This window comes from Pseudomonas sp. TE3786 (assembly GCF_054057335.1).
Genome location: NZ_JBSRZF010000031.1, coordinates 1 through 15533, shown reverse-complemented (window position 1 = coordinate 15533; position 15533 = coordinate 1). Strand labels below are relative to the sequence as shown.

The 15533-nt window shown below is 61.2% G+C and carries 17 protein-coding genes; 12 read left to right on the top strand and 5 right to left on the bottom strand.

Annotation, left to right across the window (positions count from 1 at the left end; genetic code table 11):
• Positions 1-94 precede the first annotated feature (94 nt).
• Complete coding sequence (locus tag ACVW0Y_RS22945) at positions 95-1141, top strand: NAD(P)-dependent alcohol dehydrogenase (RefSeq protein WP_457441564.1); 1047 nt, start codon at positions 95-97, stop codon at positions 1139-1141.
• Between the two features lie 74 nt (positions 1142-1215).
• Here the strand turns inward: ACVW0Y_RS22945 and ACVW0Y_RS22940 are convergent, their stop codons facing one another.
• Positions 1216-2109: a LysR family transcriptional regulator gene (locus tag ACVW0Y_RS22940; protein ID WP_457441562.1), complete on the bottom strand. Its 894-nt coding sequence runs from the start codon at positions 2107-2109 to the stop codon at positions 1216-1218.
• A gap of 207 nt (positions 2110-2316) precedes the next feature.
• On the opposite strand from ACVW0Y_RS22940, the gene ACVW0Y_RS22935 reads away from it, so the two are divergent.
• Entirely contained in the window at positions 2317-2733 is a 417-nt protein-coding gene (locus tag ACVW0Y_RS22935) for a hypothetical protein (protein ID WP_457441561.1), read from the top strand.
• Positions 2734-2826: 93 nt separating this feature from the next.
• Here ACVW0Y_RS22935 and ACVW0Y_RS22930 read toward each other — a convergent pair whose 3' ends face one another.
• Positions 2827-4095 (bottom strand): lipase family alpha/beta hydrolase, encoded by a 1269-nt coding sequence (locus ACVW0Y_RS22930; RefSeq protein ID WP_457441559.1) that lies wholly within the window; start codon positions 4093-4095, stop codon positions 2827-2829.
• Between the two features lie 125 nt (positions 4096-4220).
• Here ACVW0Y_RS22930 and ACVW0Y_RS22925 point away from each other — a divergent pair, with 125 nt between their 5' ends.
• Entirely contained in the window at positions 4221-4622 is a 402-nt protein-coding gene (locus ACVW0Y_RS22925; RefSeq protein ID WP_457441557.1) for a hypothetical protein, read from the top strand.
• On the opposite strand, the gene ACVW0Y_RS22920 is transcribed toward ACVW0Y_RS22925, so the two are convergent.
• Entirely contained in the window at positions 4619-5542 is a 924-nt protein-coding gene (locus tag ACVW0Y_RS22920; RefSeq protein ID WP_457441555.1) for a LysR family transcriptional regulator, read from the bottom strand. The genes ACVW0Y_RS22925 and ACVW0Y_RS22920 overlap by 4 nt on opposite strands.
• A gap of 111 nt (positions 5543-5653) precedes the next feature.
• Here ACVW0Y_RS22920 and ACVW0Y_RS22915 point away from each other — a divergent pair, with 111 nt between their 5' ends.
• A complete protein-coding gene (locus ACVW0Y_RS22915) occupies positions 5654-6838 on the top strand; it encodes an MFS transporter (protein ID WP_457441553.1) in 1185 nt (394 codons plus the stop codon).
• Between the two features lie 16 nt (positions 6839-6854).
• Here ACVW0Y_RS22915 and ACVW0Y_RS22910 read toward each other — a convergent pair whose 3' ends face one another.
• Both ACVW0Y_RS22910 and ACVW0Y_RS22905 read right to left on the bottom strand, forming a co-directional pair.
• Positions 6855-7112: a hypothetical protein gene (locus ACVW0Y_RS22910; RefSeq protein ID WP_457441552.1), complete on the bottom strand. Its 258-nt coding sequence runs from the start codon at positions 7110-7112 to the stop codon at positions 6855-6857.
• Positions 7113-7251: 139 nt separating this feature from the next.
• Entirely contained in the window at positions 7252-7566 is a 315-nt protein-coding gene (locus tag ACVW0Y_RS22905) for an XRE family transcriptional regulator (protein WP_457441550.1), read from the bottom strand.
• A 29-nt stretch (positions 7567-7595) separates the two neighbouring features.
• On the opposite strand from ACVW0Y_RS22905, the gene ACVW0Y_RS22900 reads away from it, so the two are divergent.
• The 8 genes from ACVW0Y_RS22900 to ACVW0Y_RS22865 all read left to right on the top strand — a co-directional run bounded on the left by ACVW0Y_RS22900 (position 7596) and on the right by ACVW0Y_RS22865 (position 15414).
• A complete protein-coding gene (locus ACVW0Y_RS22900; RefSeq protein ID WP_457441548.1) occupies positions 7596-7910 on the top strand; it encodes a DUF3509 domain-containing protein in 315 nt (104 codons plus the stop codon).
• A gap of 368 nt (positions 7911-8278) precedes the next feature.
• A complete protein-coding gene (locus ACVW0Y_RS22895) occupies positions 8279-9130 on the top strand; it encodes an STAS domain-containing protein (protein WP_457441546.1) in 852 nt (283 codons plus the stop codon).
• Position 9131: 1 nt separating this feature from the next.
• Positions 9132-9494: an STAS domain-containing protein gene (locus ACVW0Y_RS22890; RefSeq protein ID WP_457441544.1), complete on the top strand. Its 363-nt coding sequence runs from the start codon at positions 9132-9134 to the stop codon at positions 9492-9494.
• Positions 9491-9895: an anti-sigma regulatory factor gene (locus ACVW0Y_RS22885; RefSeq protein ID WP_457441542.1), complete on the top strand. Its 405-nt coding sequence runs from the start codon at positions 9491-9493 to the stop codon at positions 9893-9895. The genes ACVW0Y_RS22890 and ACVW0Y_RS22885 overlap by 4 nt, the downstream gene beginning before the upstream one ends.
• Positions 9892-10902: a SpoIIE family protein phosphatase gene (locus tag ACVW0Y_RS22880; RefSeq protein ID WP_457441599.1), complete on the top strand. Its 1011-nt coding sequence runs from the start codon at positions 9892-9894 to the stop codon at positions 10900-10902. The genes ACVW0Y_RS22885 and ACVW0Y_RS22880 overlap by 4 nt, the downstream gene beginning before the upstream one ends.
• Complete coding sequence (locus ACVW0Y_RS22875; protein ID WP_457441540.1) at positions 10895-11752, top strand: sensor histidine kinase; 858 nt, start codon at positions 10895-10897, stop codon at positions 11750-11752. Before ACVW0Y_RS22880 ends, ACVW0Y_RS22875 begins: the two co-directional genes overlap by 8 nt.
• On the top strand, positions 11742-13694 hold the full coding sequence (locus tag ACVW0Y_RS22870) for a response regulator (RefSeq protein WP_457441538.1): 1953 nt from the start codon (positions 11742-11744) through the stop codon (positions 13692-13694). Before ACVW0Y_RS22875 ends, ACVW0Y_RS22870 begins: the two co-directional genes overlap by 11 nt.
• 463 nt (positions 13695-14157) lie before the next feature.
• On the top strand, positions 14158-15414 hold the full coding sequence (locus ACVW0Y_RS22865; protein ID WP_457441536.1) for an OprD family porin: 1257 nt from the start codon (positions 14158-14160) through the stop codon (positions 15412-15414).
• Positions 15415-15533: the final 119 nt, after the last annotated feature.

Genomic DNA, 15533 nt, shown 5'->3' with positions numbered 1-15533 from the left:
ATGACAGACCCGCTACAGTAAGGCCCCTGACTTTGTTCACGGGCGACGCTGGTAAAGCGCCGCCCGCCGGTTTGCCCCTATCTGGAGGTTGTATATGCTCACCATTGGTTATGCCGCCCAAACCGCCAAGTCGCCACTGGCACCCTTCAAGTTCGAACGCCGGGCCCTGCGCCCCAACGATGTCGCGATGGAGATTCTGTACTGCGGCGTCTGCCACTCCGATTTGCACCAGGCCCGTGATGACTGGGGTTTCAGCACCTATCCGATAGTACCGGGGCACGAAATCGTCGGCCGGGTCACCGCCGTCGGCAACGCGGTAAAACGCTATCAGGTCGGCGATGCGGTGGCGGTTGGCTGCATGGTCGACTCCTGCCAGGAATGCGACCAGTGCCGTAAAGGTGAAGAACAACTGTGCCGCCAGGCCAACACCCAGACCTACAACGGGCGTGACCGCATCACTAAAGAACCCACCTTCGGCGGCTACTCCAAGCACCTCGTAGTGCGCGAAGAATTCGTACTGCGCGTGCCGGATGCGCTCGACCTGGCCAAGGCCGCGCCGCTGCTCTGTGCTGGCATCACCACCTACTCGCCGCTGCGCACCTGGAACGTCGGGCCGGGCAGCCGGGTAGGCGTGATCGGTCTGGGCGGTTTGGGCCACATGGCGGTGAAACTGGCGGCCGGTATGGGCGCTCAGGTCACGGTGCTGAGCCGTAGCCCGGACAAGGAAGCCGATGCGCTGGAACTGGGGGCGGACAATCTGTTGGTGTCCTCGGACAAGGACGCAATGAAAAAAGCGGCCTCCAGCTTCGACCTGATCATCGACACCATCCCGGTACGCCATGACGTATCGCCCTATATGTCGCTATTGGATGTCGACGGCACGCTGGTGATCGTCGGCCAGATCGGCCCCATCGACCAGCAGCTGACCCTGCCCTTCGTGCTCGGCCGTCGTCGCCTGGCCGGCTCGCCCATTGGCGGTATTGCCGAAACCCAGGAAATGCTCGACTTCTGCGCGCGGAAAAACATCCTGCCGGACTGCGAGATGATCCGCATGGACGAGATCAACGAGGCGTTTGAACGGATGGAGCGCTCGGATGTGCGTTATCGCTTTGTGATTGATATGGCGTCGCTGGACGCCTGATCAATAGCGCTCGACGCGTAACGCTGGGTTCGACGATTCGGAACCCGGAATTTCCCGCCGGGCGCTGTAGCGCATCAACTCCTATGGCGCAACGCTTCGATCACCACCGCCATCGCCCGCGAGCTTTGGCGGCGGCTGGGGTAGTACAGGTGATAACCCGGAAAGCTCGGGCACCAGTCTTCCATCACCCGCTGCAAGCGACCTTCGGCCACATGCTCACGGGCCATATCCTCCGGCAGATACGCCAGACCAAAGCCGGCCAGTGCCGCCTTGAGCATCTGGTTGCTGTTGTTGAACACCAATTGTCCTTCGCCACGCACCTTGACCTCGTGGCCATCCTTTTCGAACTCCCAGGCCATCAGCCCGCCGTAGGTGGGTAAACGCAGATTGATGCAGTTATGCCCCGCCAGGTCCTGCGGTGTTTGTGGCACTGCACGCGAGGCGAAATAGCCCGGAGCGCCCACCACACTCATGCGCAAATCCGCAGCGATACGCACGGCAATCATGTCCTTGGCCACTTGATCGCCCAGGCGCACACCGGCGTCATAGCGGTTGGCGACGATATCGGTGAGGCCATAGTCGATGGTGATTTCCAACTTGATCTCGGGGTACTGCATCAGCAGCGACTCCAGCCTGGGCCAGAGCACGGTGTTGGCCGCATGTTCGGCAGCGGTGATGCGAATGGTGCCGACCGGTTTGTCTTTGAGTTCTTTCAGCGCCGCCAGCTCGCTATCGATTTCCTCGAAGCGCGGTGCCAGGGTCAGCAGCAGCCGCTCACCCGCGTCAGTGGGTGCCACACTGCGGGTGGTGCGAGTCAGCAGGCGTAGATCCAGGCGAGTTTCCAGGCCACGGATGGTATGGCTCAGGGCCGACTGGGAGACCCCCAGTTGCGCCGCTGCGCGGGTAAAACTGCCGGCCCGCGCGACGGTGACGAAGGCCAACAGGTCGTTGTAGTTCTCGCGCGGCATTGATTAATCCTGTTCATAGGGAGACCAGGATTATGGTCCATAAGCCGCCCCCGGCGCGCACCACCTGAAAAACCGCTGGCCTAGCTAAGCCGCCGCTGCCAGCTAATGGGCTTTAGCCACAAACGCCGCGCTGCCAATCGCCATTCAGTCTAAGCCGCCGCGCAGGCTGGAGTAGACTCACCTAACCCCATCAAGCAGGAGAGCTCTATGCAAATAACCAACACCAGTAGCGCCCTGCCCCTGTCCACGCAAGTGATAAACAAGGCTGGGGAAGCCGCGCAAGATCCAAACTCTCCCGTGACCCCGGAAGAGGTGAATACAGCCGTCGACCGCGGCGCTGATCGCGTCACCCTGAGCCAGCAAAGCGCTGATGCGAGCCAAGCGAACCGTCGCGAAGCCGCCTCCGAGGTGTACAGCAACAGCAGCCAGCAGAACCAACTCGATATCTACCTTGCGGTAGCCACCGAGAGCAACGTTGACGACCAACCCACCCCACTGGAGGTCGCCCAAGAGGTGAGCCAACAGCAGGACCGCCTTATCGGCGACTATAGCGACAACTCAGGCCTGGCTTCGCCCGGGCAACTTCCGGCTTCATTGGAGCCGACTATCTCTGTACTTGCTTGAGGGTAGGTACAGAGTCGAACCAGGCCGCCGCAGGGCGGCCTTGTTTTTGTCCCAGAAAACCTTCGATGTTTTTAGCCACGGCTTTCCCGCAGTCTACTCACAGCCCTTTTCCGGCAAGCTGGCAAACGCTCGCTGCAACAATTCGGTGGTGCGCCGGCTCTGCAGAATGCTGGTGTGGTTTTCATTGAGCAGGTACAGCCGGGTCGCTTCGTCCTGGGCGGCGTTGCGCAGTTCGCTGGCCAGGGGCACCACGCCGTCGTTGGGTTCCTCCAGCAGGCGGCTGTTACCGGCATAGGCGACGAGCATCCATTGCTTGATATGCGCAGGTAACGGCGAGGCAAACAGCTGCTGCAGATACGGGCTGCCCGGCGACATATCCTTCCACACCGGCACTTCTATTGGCATCCGCTCCAGGCCGGTGGCCGCCGAAGGGTGGCCATCCCAGGGCGTGGCCAGGGTGATAAACAGACACAGATTGCGGCTGTCTTCTTCGTTCAACATCTGCAAGGCACGCCGGGCCACCAGGCCACCCATGCTGTGAGCCATGACATGCATACGCGCCGGCTTCAGACGCCGCTGCACATCGCGAATGCCGAGGCTGAGCATATAGGCGCTGTTGTTCAACGGCACGCCGCTGGGAAAGTGAAAGAGCAGCAACTGGAAGCGCTTGGTGTCGAGGTTAGCGGCCAGCTCCTGCCAATTGCGCGGCGACGAATTGATGCCGTGGACGAGAAAGATCGGCTCCTTGTTCGGGTCCCAGGGTGCCAGCAAATACAGGCCATAACCCAACTCACGGAGAAAGGTCAGCGGCTGCCAGGCGCCGAGCTGGATATTCGCCTCATCGAAGCGCGGGTCAGCGAAGCTCACCGGTTGCAGGTAGTTACGCTGCAACTGCGGCTGTTCGCGGTACAGCACTTCAAGGTTGAGGTTCACGGCTGGCGCACTGGCCAGGTCGCTTGGCCCCAGGCGAATCGGATTGAGCTGGCCCAGGCGCTCGCGGGTGGCCGCGTCGGGTTGCACATGCAGCGCGGTACTTTGCGCAGTCGGCAGCCACTGGCGCGGCTCGTTACTGTCGAGGGCAAAGTTGCCGTTAAGGTCGTCGAACACCAGCAGCTGGTAAGTGCCCGGTGCCTCGGTGAAATAGAACGTCTCACCCAGCGCGGCAATTCGATAGCGCAGCAGCTTGCCCTGGGCATCCAGCAACGCCACCAGAGCATCGCGTCCCGATTGGGTGCTTTGCACCTGCCCGGCGATCAGCACGAGGTCCTCCCGGGCCTGCTGCATTTCCTTCTCCAGCTTGAACAGCCCGCAGCCGCCAAGCACGCTTAGCAGCAGAACCAGCAACAGTTGCCTGGCAACCATAGGTTGGCCTCTTCCCTGACAGTGACTCGCTAGAGCCTAGTGGGGAATCGCTTTTGCGCTAGGCGCAGCAGCGGCAGAAAAAAGCCGGTGGGCAATGGCAGGGCGCGCTGGCTATGATCAGGCCCATGAACAGCGCCATTCCCATTCGCCAACCCTGCCCGCCCGGCACCTGCATTTGCGGGCTGGAGCAGCTGCGCACAGCAGCGGATGCCGACCTGCGCATCGTGCGGCTGACGCGCATGGAAGAACGCAAATTGCTCGACCGTCTGGAAGCCATCAACAGCCTGGCGGACCTTGAGCATATGTGCCGGCGCATGGAGGAGCAGTTGGGTATTCGTCTGCAAATCGGCCCCGGCTTCAATGAAGTGCGCACCATGCGCGGCATCAGTATTCAGGTGCTGGAGCTGCCGGGGCTGTGCCGCAAAACCCGCCAGGCCATTCCGGCCGCCATCCGCCGCGGCCTGGAGCACACCCCGCAAATCGCCTTCGACATCCTCAACGCCAACGACCTGTTGCGCGGCACCTAGGCTTGCCGGCCCGAAGGCGTCAGCTCTGCCGCCAAGGCCTCCAGCAAGGCGCTGACTTTGGGCAGACCCTGGCGGCTTTTCAGCCAGACCAGGTTCATCGGTAAGCCATCCATCGCCAACTGTGGCAACACCTGCACCAGCGTGCCTGCTTGCAGTTGGTCCTTCACCAGCCAGAGCGGCAGTTGGGCAATGCCGTGGCCGGCCATCAAGGCAATCACCTGGCCCTCGCCGTCACCCACAGCGATACGCGCCGGCATAACCCGGCGCTCACGATCACCGGCATGTTCACCGGAAAACAGCCAGGGATTCACCCCGCCATCGCCACGGCCATACACCACGCAGCTATGGCCCTGCAGTTCCAGCTCGCTTTGCGGTTCGCCATGGCGCACCAGGTAGCTGGGCGCGGCGCAGAAAATCAGGCGTTCCGCCCCCAGGTATCGGTGCCCGAGTGCCGCCGCCCAGACATCCGAACCGCCGATGCGCACGAGGATATCGATGCCCTCTTCCACCGGGTCGACAAAGCGATCGGAAAACGACACATGGGGCTGCAGCAAAGCATGCTCGGCGACGAAATCGAGGATCACCGGCAGCGCATGCAGACGCCCATAGGAGGCCGGCAACTCAATGCGTACCTTGCCGCAGGGCTCGCCGTGCTGGGTATGCAGAGCCAGTTCGGCCTCCTCCAGCTCGGCCAGCACGGCGGTGCAGGTGCGATAGAAATCGCTGCCGGCTTCGGTCAGCGCCAGGCGTCGCGTGGTGCGCTGGAACAGCCGAGTGCTGAGGCGCGATTCCAACCGGGCAATGCCTTTGCTCACCGCCGAACTGGTGAGGTTCATGCGCTCGGCGGCGGCAGTGAAGCTGCCGGCATCGGCCACGCAGACGAATACATCGATGCCTTTCAATCGCTCGGAAGAAAACATGGCGCAGCCCAATTAATGAATTCAGTTCACAGCACTTTAGAGAAAGTAACGCAGATAGGACCGTGATTCGCCAATAAGCTTGCCGTCTGAACGTCTCTTGAGCAACCTGCCATGCCCTCCACCACCTTGACGGCCAGTGACACCGCCGCGCCGCGCACGGGTCTGTCGATCCTGATTCTGGCGATTGCTGGTTTTATTATCCTGACCACCGAGTTTCTGATCCTCGGCCTGCTGCCCGCCCTGGCTCGCGACCTGAACATTTCCGTCCCGCTGGCCGGCCAATTGGTCACGCTGTTCGCCTTTACCGTGATGCTGTTCGGCCCGCTGTTAACGGTGAAACTGGCGCACCTGCCACGTAAACCCCTGTTCGTATTCGTGCTGCTGGTATTCGTAGGTGCCAATGTCTTGGCCGCCCTGGCACCGAATATCTGGGTGCTGGCCCTGGCCAGATTTCTGGCCGCGCTGTTTCTGCCGGTGTTCTGGAGCACTGCCAGTGAAACCGCCGGGCAACTGGCCGGCCCGGGCAACGCCGGCAAGGCGGTGGCGCAGGTGTATATGGGTATTTCCGCCGCCTTTGTATTTGGCATTCCGCTGGGTACCTTGGCCGCCGATGCGCTGGGCTGGCGCGGCAGCTTCTGGCTACTGGCGGGGGCGGCGCTGCTGATCGCCCTGCTGATCCATCTGCTGATGCCCTCCCTGCCACCAGCACCCCAACAGACGGCTGGGCAGCGCCAGACGCAGATCCTCAAACAACCGCGCTTTCTCGCCCATGTATTGCTATCGACCCTGGCCTTCACCGCCATGTTCACCGCCTACACCTACCTGGCCGACACCCTTGAGCGGCTCGCCGGCATTCCTTCCAGCCAAGTGGGCTGGTGGCTGATGGCGTTCGGAGCGGTGGGCATGCTGGGAAATCACCTGGGCGGGCGCATGGTCGACCGCAACCCCTTAGCGGCCATGGTGCTGTTCTTGCTGATGCTCGCCGCCGGCATGCTGGCCAGCGTGCCAGCGGCCAGCCATACCTTATGGCTGATGGTGGCACTGACCGCCTGGGGCATCGCCCATACCGCGCTGTTTCCGATTTGCCAGGTACGGGTGATGCAAGCGGGTGCCAGCGCCCAGGCACTGGCGGCGAGCATGAATATCTCTGCCGCCAACGCCGGCATTGGCTTGGGTGCGATTTTTGGTGGTTTGGCGATTCGTCAGTTCGGCCTGGAAAGCCTGGGGCTTATGGCCGCAGTGGGCGCAGCAGCGGCCGTGGTTTTGGCGCTGCTGATGATGCGCCGCTCAGCCTGAGGTCAGGGCAGCCGGCTCAGCCCGGCTCGCCTGGGCTGAGGTCCTTTTTACGAGAGGCTTTGCGCACCGCCACGACATCCACAATCACCACGCCCATACGCTTGAGCAAGGCATCGAGAAAGTGGTGCCCCTCCATCGCCGGCAGGCTGTCGCCCTCTTCGATCTCCTGGGCGATCACGGCAAATTTCACCGCCAGCATATTGGGCACCAGGCGCGTGGAGATATACGCCGTGCGGGGCGTGCCATAACGGGTGTAGAAGATCTTCGAGTCCACGGGTGCAGCTGTCCTTAAGCGAGCGTCCTGCCCTGCTACGTCTGAAGCCGATGGGAGGCAACGCGCCCGTCTACTTGGGCGCTGTGGCGAAGATTAGCAGCAGATTGCCGGAAGCAGACAACGGGCTACAGCAGGCAGCTCAAGCCGCGTTCACTTGCACTGCAATTTTCAGCTTGGCCCCGGCCAACATATTCACCAGAGCATCCAGGGAAAATTTGTCGACCTTGCCCTTGAGCAGATCATTGAGCCGAGGTTGCGTCAGGCGAATCCGCTTCGATGCTGTAGGGGCCGGAAAGCAGTGCGGGTATTGCGCCTCATGCGATTTGCAAGGCGCGAGGCGGGCAATCGTGCAATTTGCTAATGGCAGGCTGATTGCAACCTGGCTGGAGGCCGCGATTTCCGGGGAGAGGTGGGTAAGCCAGAACTGGCACGTTGGCTGCTCTAACTGTCTCAACGATTAAAAACCCGATGGAGCGGTGAAAAATGAAATACCCCGTCAAACACCTGTTCAACGCCTTCCCGACTTACGAAATCTCCTTCAGCGCCCGTCCGGACACTTCCGTGCTGCTGACGCTGAAGAACGCCCGCGAGACCTTCACCAAGGTGATCGAGCCGGCGATGATTTTTAACGAAAAAATGGTCGGCCGCCTGATTCGTGAGCTGCGCCGCGATATGAAAATCGCCAACGGCTCGCTCAGCCTGAATACCGAGCAAGGTAGCTTCCTGGCCAATCGCGCCCAGGAAGCGGCGCACGCCCAACGCCAGGAGCGCGCGCCGCAGCAGTGGCTGCGCGCCTGAGCAGGCGTTGCTTGCGTGGGGCGCAGCGCCGCCGCACCCCACTTGTGCCTACTCATGGATGAAAGCTGCTCAGGGATGAGCGCGATGTTGGCCTAGCGCCGCCCCTCCCGCTTGCCCAAGCCCCGCGCCCTGTTCTGTGGCAAATGAACCTGAACTTAATTTTCCACCCAGGCTCTACGCGTTAGCGAGTCAGCCAGGCACTCACGCGAGTGCGCACGCTATGCGTTTTTCCGCTGCTGCGGCAAACGCAAACCGTGCTGTACTGATGACAGCAAGACACTAGAGTTAATGCGGCGCGACACTGCCGCGGGCAACTCGAAGCGCGATTCCCTCAATTAAAAAGAACAGCCACCTACAGGAGTTCCAGCATGGCCGCATTGGGTCAACACGCCGTTCAGAAAATCAAAAGCGCTGAGCCACAGCTATTGCAACAGTGGGTCGCCGCACTCGAAGCCTCAGGTGCCACGCGCAACCTGAAAGGCGATGAACTGAAAGCCGACACCAAAGAACTCCTTCATCTGATCACCACCGCGCTGGAGCAAGGTGCCAGCGCCGCCATCGGCAGCACGCAGTGGGAAGAGACCCGTCTGTTCCTTGAGCGCCTGTCGCGTAGCCGCGCCCAGTTGGGGCAGGACTCCAGCCAGACCGCCAACTTTGTCTTCGCCCTCAAAGGCCCGCTCTTCACCCTGCTGCAGAACGAATTCAGTGACCAGCCGCAGCTACTCGCCGAGCAATTGCTGCAAGCCTCCGAGCTGTTCGACGCCCTGGGCCTGCATACCATCCGTACCTACCAGGCGTCGCGCGAGTCGGTAATCCGCAGGCAGCAGGAAGAGCTGTTGGAGCTGTCGACCCCGGTGGTCAAGCTGTGGGACGGCGTGCTGGCGCTGCCAATGATCGGCACCCTCGACTCGCAGCGCACCCAGGTGGTGATGGAGTCGCTGTTGCAACGCATCGTTGATACCGGTTCGGAAATCGCCATTATCGATATCACCGGCGTGCCGACCGTGGACACTCTGGTGGCTCAGCATCTGCTGAAAACCGTAACCGCCATTCGCTTGATGGGTGCCGACTGCATTATCAGCGGCGTGCGTCCACAGATCGCGCAGACCATCGTGCACCTGGGCCTCGACCTGCAGGGTGTGGTCACCAAGGCCAACCTGGCCGATGCCCTGGCACTGGCCATGCGGCGTCTGGGCGTTACCGTAACCAAGGCGCAGTGATATGGAGCGCATCCCCATTCTGCAGATGGGCCAATTCCTGCTGGTCACCATACAGGTGGACATGCACGACCAACTGGCCCTGACCCTGCAAGACGATCTCTCCGAACGCATCAGCGCCACTTCGGCACGCGGCGTACTGATCGATATCTCGGCACTGGATATGGTCGACTCGTTTATCGGCCGCATGATCAGCACCATTTCCGGTCTGTCGCGGATCATGGACGCGGAAACCGTGGTGGTCGGCCTGCAACCAGCGGTGGCCATCACCCTGGTGGAGCTGGGCCTGACCTTGCCGGGGGTAAGCACCGCCCTCAACGTTGAACGCGGCATGAAACTGCTGCGCGAACGGGTGGCCGCGCAATGAGCGTGCGCAGCAGTGGTAGCCAACCGGTACGCATAGAGCAGGACGTGGTCATGGCGCGACAGACGTCGCGCAAACTGGCCCAGGACTGCGGCATGCGCTTGATCGACCTGACCAAGCTGGTGACTGCCGTCAGTGAGCTGGCCCGCAACACCATGGTGTATGGCGGCGGCGGCGATATGGATTGGCAGATTCTCGACGACAACGGCCGCACTGGTCTGCGCATTACGTTTCGCGACGAAGGTCCGGGTATTGCCGATATCAAACTGGCGATGACCGATGGCTGGACGTCGGGCGGCGGCCTGGGCTTGGGCCTGACCGGTGCAAAACGCCTGGTGGACGAGTTTGAACTGGATACGGCACCGGGTGCCGGGACGCGTGTGACGATTACTCGATGGACCTGAATATCAGCAGTTCGCTCACCCTCGCGTTGCAGGTTGACGATGACAGTCAGGTGGGCCACGCCCGCCGCGTCGTGCAGAAGCTTGCCAGTGACATTGGCTTTGACAGCAACGACGCCGGCCGCGCCGCCTTGGTGACCACGGAATTGACCAGCAACCTGCTCAAACATGCCGGCCGCGGCGAGCTACATGTACGCGTGTTGCCCCACGGTGAGGTAAGCGGCATCGAATTGCTGGCCATTGACCGCGGACCGGGCTTCAACCTGCACGACTGCCTGGCCGACGGGTTTTCCACCGGCGGCACGCAGGGCATCGGCATGGGGGCGGTGGATCGTCAGTCCGACGTATTCGATGTGTTTGCCGATCACCGCGGCGCGGTGCTGATGGCGCGTCTGTATCCGCGTGGCAGCAAGGTGGCCGACGTGCGCTTTGGCGTCACCCAGCACTCCTTACACAACGACCCGGCCTGCGGCGATATCTGGCACCTGGCGATGCAAGACAAGCATGTCAGCGCGCTGGTAATCGACGGCCTGGGCCATGGCCCGGATGCGCAGGACGCGGCTCAGGCCGGCGAAAAAGCCTTTGCCGCGTCGCCCTTCTCTACTCCGACCTTCCTGATTGAAGACCTGCACCGCGCCATGTGCGGCACCCGGGGTGGTGCCGGTGCCGTGGCGCAATACGACGCCGCAACGGGCCGCCTGCAGTTCGCCGGCATCGGCAATATCGGCGCTACGCTGGTTAGCATGGACAAGAGCCGCGGACTGGCCTCCCACCCCGGTATTCTCGGCGCGCAGTTTCGCAAGGCCCAGACGTTCGACTTCCCTGACTGCACGGGGCAATTGTTGGTGATGTACAGCGATGGCTTGCAGTCACGCTGGAACCTGCAGGACTACCCTGGCCTGGTGTCCCGGCACCCGGCCGTGATTGCTGCCGTGCTGCACCGCGATTTCTGCCGTGGGCGTGATGATGTAACCGTATTGGTCGTACCTCTGGAGGCAGCCAATGGCTGATACCGACATCAAGGCCCAACTGGCCGCTGCCCTGGCCGAAAACGAAGCCTTGCGCGCCGAGCTCGATGAAACCAACCAGGGCGTATTGGCCTTGTATGCCGAGCTGGATATCCAGGCTGAAGAACTGCGTCAGGCATCCGACCTGAAAAGCCGTTTTCTCTCGTATATGAGCCACGAATTTCGCACACCCCTGGGCTCGATTCTGAGCATCACCAGTTTGCTCGGCGATGAACTGGATGGCCCGCTAAGCCCCGAGCAGCACAAGCAGGTGGGTTTTGTACGCACCTCGGCCAGCGAGCTCAGCGACATGGTCGACGACCTGCTGGACCTGGCCAAGATCGAAGCCGGGCGCATCACCATTTCACCGGCCTGGTTCGATATGCTCGATCTGTTCTCGGCCTTGCGTGGCATGTTCCGCCCGATTGTCGAAGGCGGCACGGTGGACCTGACTTTCGAAGAGCCGGTGGCGATGCCACGGCTGTACACCGATGACAAAAAGCTCGCGCAGATTCTGCGCAACTTTATTTCCAACTCGCTGAAGTTCACCCAGCGCGGCGAGGTGCGGATCTCGGCGCGCCTGGAGAACGAGCATGAAGTGCGCTTTGCCGTAACCGACACCGGCATCGGTATCCCCGCGGAGCTGCACCGCACCCTGTTCGAAGATTTCTCCCAGGTCGACTCGCCGCTGCAAAAACGTTTTCGCGGTACGGGGCTCGGTCTGTCATTGTGCAAACGTTTCGCTGCGCTACTTGGCGGGCACGTCGGGGTGGACAGCGAACCCGGCGTTGGTTCGACGTTTTACGTGATCATTCCTTTTGCCATTGACCAGGACACACCCGATGAAAAGTGACATTCGCCTGCTGATCGTCGACGACAATGTAGCCACGCGCTACGCCCTGCGTCGTCGTTTCGAGCAGCAAGGTTATGTCATTGATGAGGCCGGCACTGGCAACGAAGGCCTGGCGCTGATCGCCGCGACTGACTACGACGCCTTGATTCTCGACGTGAACCTGCCGGACATGACCGGCTTCGATATCGTTCGCCAGATCCGCCAGCAACCGCGTACCGCGTTGGTGCCAGTGGTGCATGTGTCCGCCGCCTCGATTCAGCCGCACGACATCATCACGGGCCTGGAAACCGGTGCCGACGCGTACCTCACGCACCCCATCGACCCGGAAATTCTGATGGCCACCCTGCGCACATTGCTGCGGGTGCGCGACAGCGAAAACGCCTTGCGTGAAAGCGAGGCACGTTTCCGCGAAATTTTCCTGCATGTGTCGGCGCCGATTGCGGTGATCAACGAGCACCTCAAAGTCATCGAGAGCAACCAGGCGTTTGCCGACCTGCTGCAAGGCTGCACCGAGGACGAGCGTTTGCTGCAGTGCATCGCCCCGGGTCAGGAACTGCGCCTGGTGCAACTGCGCACCGCACTGCTGGACGGCCAGCGCTGGAACGGCAGCCTCACCCTGATGCTGGGCGGCGAAGAACGGGAAACCGAGTGGCAGACCTCGCCCTACCGTCTGCCCGGGCACAGCCTGGTATTCGTCGAAGACGTTACCGAGCACCGTGAACGCGACCGCTCACAGCGCAACCAGCTGGACAAGGCGCATACCCGCATCGCCCAGGAAGTGGCCGAGCGCGCACGCACCGAAGAACAACTGCTGCAAGCGCAGAAGATGGACGCCCTGGGCAAGCTCACCGGCGGCATCGCCCACGACTTCAACAACATGCTCACCGGCATCATTGCAGCCATTGAGCTGATGAAGCGCCGGGTCGAAGACCAGCGTTACGACACCCTGATGCGTTATGCCGATGCCGCGCTGAGCTCGGCCAACAGCGCCGCTGCCCTCACCCATCGTCTGCTGGCCTTTGCCCGCCAGCAGCCGCTGGATACGCGGCCGATCGATATCAACGCCCATGTGCTGTCGCTGGAAGAAATGCTGCGCCGCACCATCGGCGAACGGATCTCCCTGACCCTGGAGCTGACCTCCGGCACCTCGATTGCGATGGTCGATCCGTTTCAGTTCGAAAGCTCGGTGCTCAATCTGATCATCAATGCCCGTGACGCCTTGCCCAAAGGCGGCAGTATCCGCATCGCCACTTTTGCCACGGTGGTGACGGGCAACTCGAAAGTGGAAGACGGTACCTACATTGCCCTGTCGGTACGCGACGACGGGGTAGGCATCGATGACGCGGTGATCGGCAAGGTCTTCGACCCCTTCTTCAGTACCAAACCCGTGGGCCAGGGCACTGGCCTGGGGCTGTCGAGCATCTACGGTTTTGCTCGCCAGTCCGGTGGCGACGTGAGCATTCGCAGCGTGATCAACAAGGGCACCGAAGTGGTCTTGCTGTTGCCCGCGGGCACGGAGCTACCCAGCAGTAACGCAGCGCCACAGAACCTGCCCAAGCAAGGCACTGGCGAGCATGTGCTGATCGTTGAAGACATGGTCTCGGTCAGTGCGCTGATGGCGGAGATTCTCAGCGATGCCGGCTACCGCCATACCCAGGCTTACGATGCCGAAGGCGCGGTCCATGCGCTGAAAACCGATGCCTCGATCGACCTGCTGCTTACCGATATCGGCCTGCCGCGTATGGACGGCCGCGATCTGGCCGCACTGGCCCGCAGCATGCGCGCCGAGCTGCCGGTACTGTACGTTTCCGGCTATGCCGAAAATGCTCTGGACCGGCAGAACCTGGTGGGCACCGGCATGGATATGCTGAGCAAGCCCTTCAACAGCAGCGAATTGCTGGAGCAGATTCGCATGTTGCTGGATGGCGTGGGCAAACGCTGAAGCGCCAATAAGCCTCCTCCAGCAGCGCATTTTTCCTCTGGCGTTTCCCGCTTGGTAAGCGCGCAAAATTGGCGTTTCAAAACCAGGCTCGGCAGCAAAATTCAATCGAACCCGTCGATAATTTTCCGCCCATAAAAAAGCCGCCTACAGGAGGCGGCAAATAAAACCAAAGGTTGATGAAGGGCGCAGAACACTGAATTAGTCTCTAAATTCAGTACCTTGGAGATTCATCGCTGCCGAGGATATTCCCCTTTAACGGAAATTAACCATTAATATCATCGATAGTAAAAATTGAAATAAGCAGTTTTACCGATGATTCCTCAGGGCGTATTTATCCCAGCCACTGCATAGGCTGGGAACTCCTATAGCTAATAACTTCCCTCTCTACGTCAGCTGACGCTCGAATCGGCCGTGCAGTGTCCTGCCCTACATTTACGCCAAAAACCTGATATGGGGAGCACCTATGTTCAATCGCACACGCATCGCACTGGCCTGCGCGCTGGCTTCGCTGAGCCTTTCGCCGGCTTTCGCCAGTGAACAATCCGACGCCAAGGGTTTCGTCGAAGACAGCAGCCTGAACCTGTTGCTGCGCAACGCCTATTTCAACCGTGACTACAAGAACCACACCAACGATGCCAAGGTCTGGGGCCAGGGTTTCATTGGTACCTTCGAGTCCGGTTTCACCCAGGGCACCGTCGGCTTCGGCGTCGACGCCTATGGCCTGCTGGGCATCAAGCTGGACAGCGGCCGTGGACGTAACTACGGCGCGTTCTTCGATACCGACAGCGATGGCCATCCAGTGGATGACACCTCCGAAGCCGGTGCCGCGGTGAAACTGCGCATCTCCAACACCGTGCTGCGCTACGGCAACCAGTTCCCGTCGCTGCCAGTCCTCGCCTATGACGACTCGCGCCTGCTGCCCCAAGCCTTCACGGGCACCCTGGTGACCAGCAAGGAAATCGAAGGTCTGGAGCTCAACGCCGGTCACTTCACCGCGGACAGCCCGATGGGCGACTCGTCCCGCGACCCGAACCGTCTGAAGAGCATCGACGTGGTCGGCGGCAGCTATGCCGTTAACGACGCCCTGAGCGTGGCCGCCTACCACTCCGACGTGGAAGACACCTTCAAGAAGTACTACGGCAACGTGAATTACACCCTGGCGCTGGCTGATGCCCAGGCGTTGAACTTCGACTTCAACATCTACCGCACCGACTACGATGACAACGCCCAGGCGGCGCTGGACTTCGGCGGCGACGGCAACAATGACAGCAACACGCTGTGGAGCCTGGCGGCCAAGTACAGCGTGGGTGCCCATGCCTTTATCGTCGCCCACCAGCGCAGCAGCGGTGATGCTGGTTACGCCTACGACTACGGCGACGGCGGCAGCACCATCTATGTGGCCAACTCCTACTACTCGGACTTCAACCTGAAGGATGAAGAGTCGTGGCAGCTCAGCTACGAGCTGGACTTCAGCGAGTACGGCGTGCCCGGCCTGACCTACAAAACCGCCTATGTACGCGGCAGCAATATCGATGCTGGCGGCGAGCAGGACGGCACCGAACGCGAATTCTTCAACCAGGTGAAATACGTGGTGCAGGACGGTTCGCTCAAGGACCTCTCGCTGAAACTGCGTAACTCGATCTACCGCGCTGACCGTGATGTCGGCCCGAACCTCAACGAGATTCGTGCCTTCGTCGAATACCCGCTGGAAATCTTCTGACGCGCGCGCCGGGTTCGCCTGGCGCTGTCCAGTCCTGAAATAGGTTTACACCCTTTCAGGTCATGCCCCGCACCTCAGAGCGCCCGATGCACCGCATCGGGCGTTTTGTATTTCAGGGC

Bases quoted from the DNA above. Each gene is read 5' to 3' on its own strand.
- ACVW0Y_RS22945 (WP_457441564.1), top strand. From the start codon at position 95: ATGCTCACCATTGGTTATGCCGCCCAAACCGCCAAGTCGCCACTGGCA.
- ACVW0Y_RS22940 (WP_457441562.1), bottom strand. From the start codon at position 2,109: ATGCCGCGCGAGAACTACAACGACCTGTTGGCCTTCGTCACCGTCGCG.
- ACVW0Y_RS22935 (WP_457441561.1), top strand. From the start codon at position 2,317: ATGCAAATAACCAACACCAGTAGCGCCCTGCCCCTGTCCACGCAAGTG.
- ACVW0Y_RS22930 (WP_457441559.1), bottom strand. From the start codon at position 4,095: ATGGTTGCCAGGCAACTGTTGCTGGTTCTGCTGCTAAGCGTGCTTGGC.
- ACVW0Y_RS22925 (WP_457441557.1), top strand. From the start codon at position 4,221: ATGAACAGCGCCATTCCCATTCGCCAACCCTGCCCGCCCGGCACCTGC.
- ACVW0Y_RS22920 (WP_457441555.1), bottom strand. From the start codon at position 5,542: ATGTTTTCTTCCGAGCGATTGAAAGGCATCGATGTATTCGTCTGCGTG.
- ACVW0Y_RS22915 (WP_457441553.1), top strand. From the start codon at position 5,654: ATGCCCTCCACCACCTTGACGGCCAGTGACACCGCCGCGCCGCGCACG.
- ACVW0Y_RS22900 (WP_457441548.1), top strand. From the start codon at position 7,596: ATGAAATACCCCGTCAAACACCTGTTCAACGCCTTCCCGACTTACGAA.
- ACVW0Y_RS22895 (WP_457441546.1), top strand. From the start codon at position 8,279: ATGGCCGCATTGGGTCAACACGCCGTTCAGAAAATCAAAAGCGCTGAG.
- ACVW0Y_RS22890 (WP_457441544.1), top strand. From the start codon at position 9,132: ATGGAGCGCATCCCCATTCTGCAGATGGGCCAATTCCTGCTGGTCACC.
- ACVW0Y_RS22885 (WP_457441542.1), top strand. From the start codon at position 9,491: ATGAGCGTGCGCAGCAGTGGTAGCCAACCGGTACGCATAGAGCAGGAC.
- ACVW0Y_RS22875 (WP_457441540.1), top strand. From the start codon at position 10,895: ATGGCTGATACCGACATCAAGGCCCAACTGGCCGCTGCCCTGGCCGAA.
- ACVW0Y_RS22870 (WP_457441538.1), top strand. From the start codon at position 11,742: ATGAAAAGTGACATTCGCCTGCTGATCGTCGACGACAATGTAGCCACG.
- ACVW0Y_RS22865 (WP_457441536.1), top strand. From the start codon at position 14,158: ATGTTCAATCGCACACGCATCGCACTGGCCTGCGCGCTGGCTTCGCTG.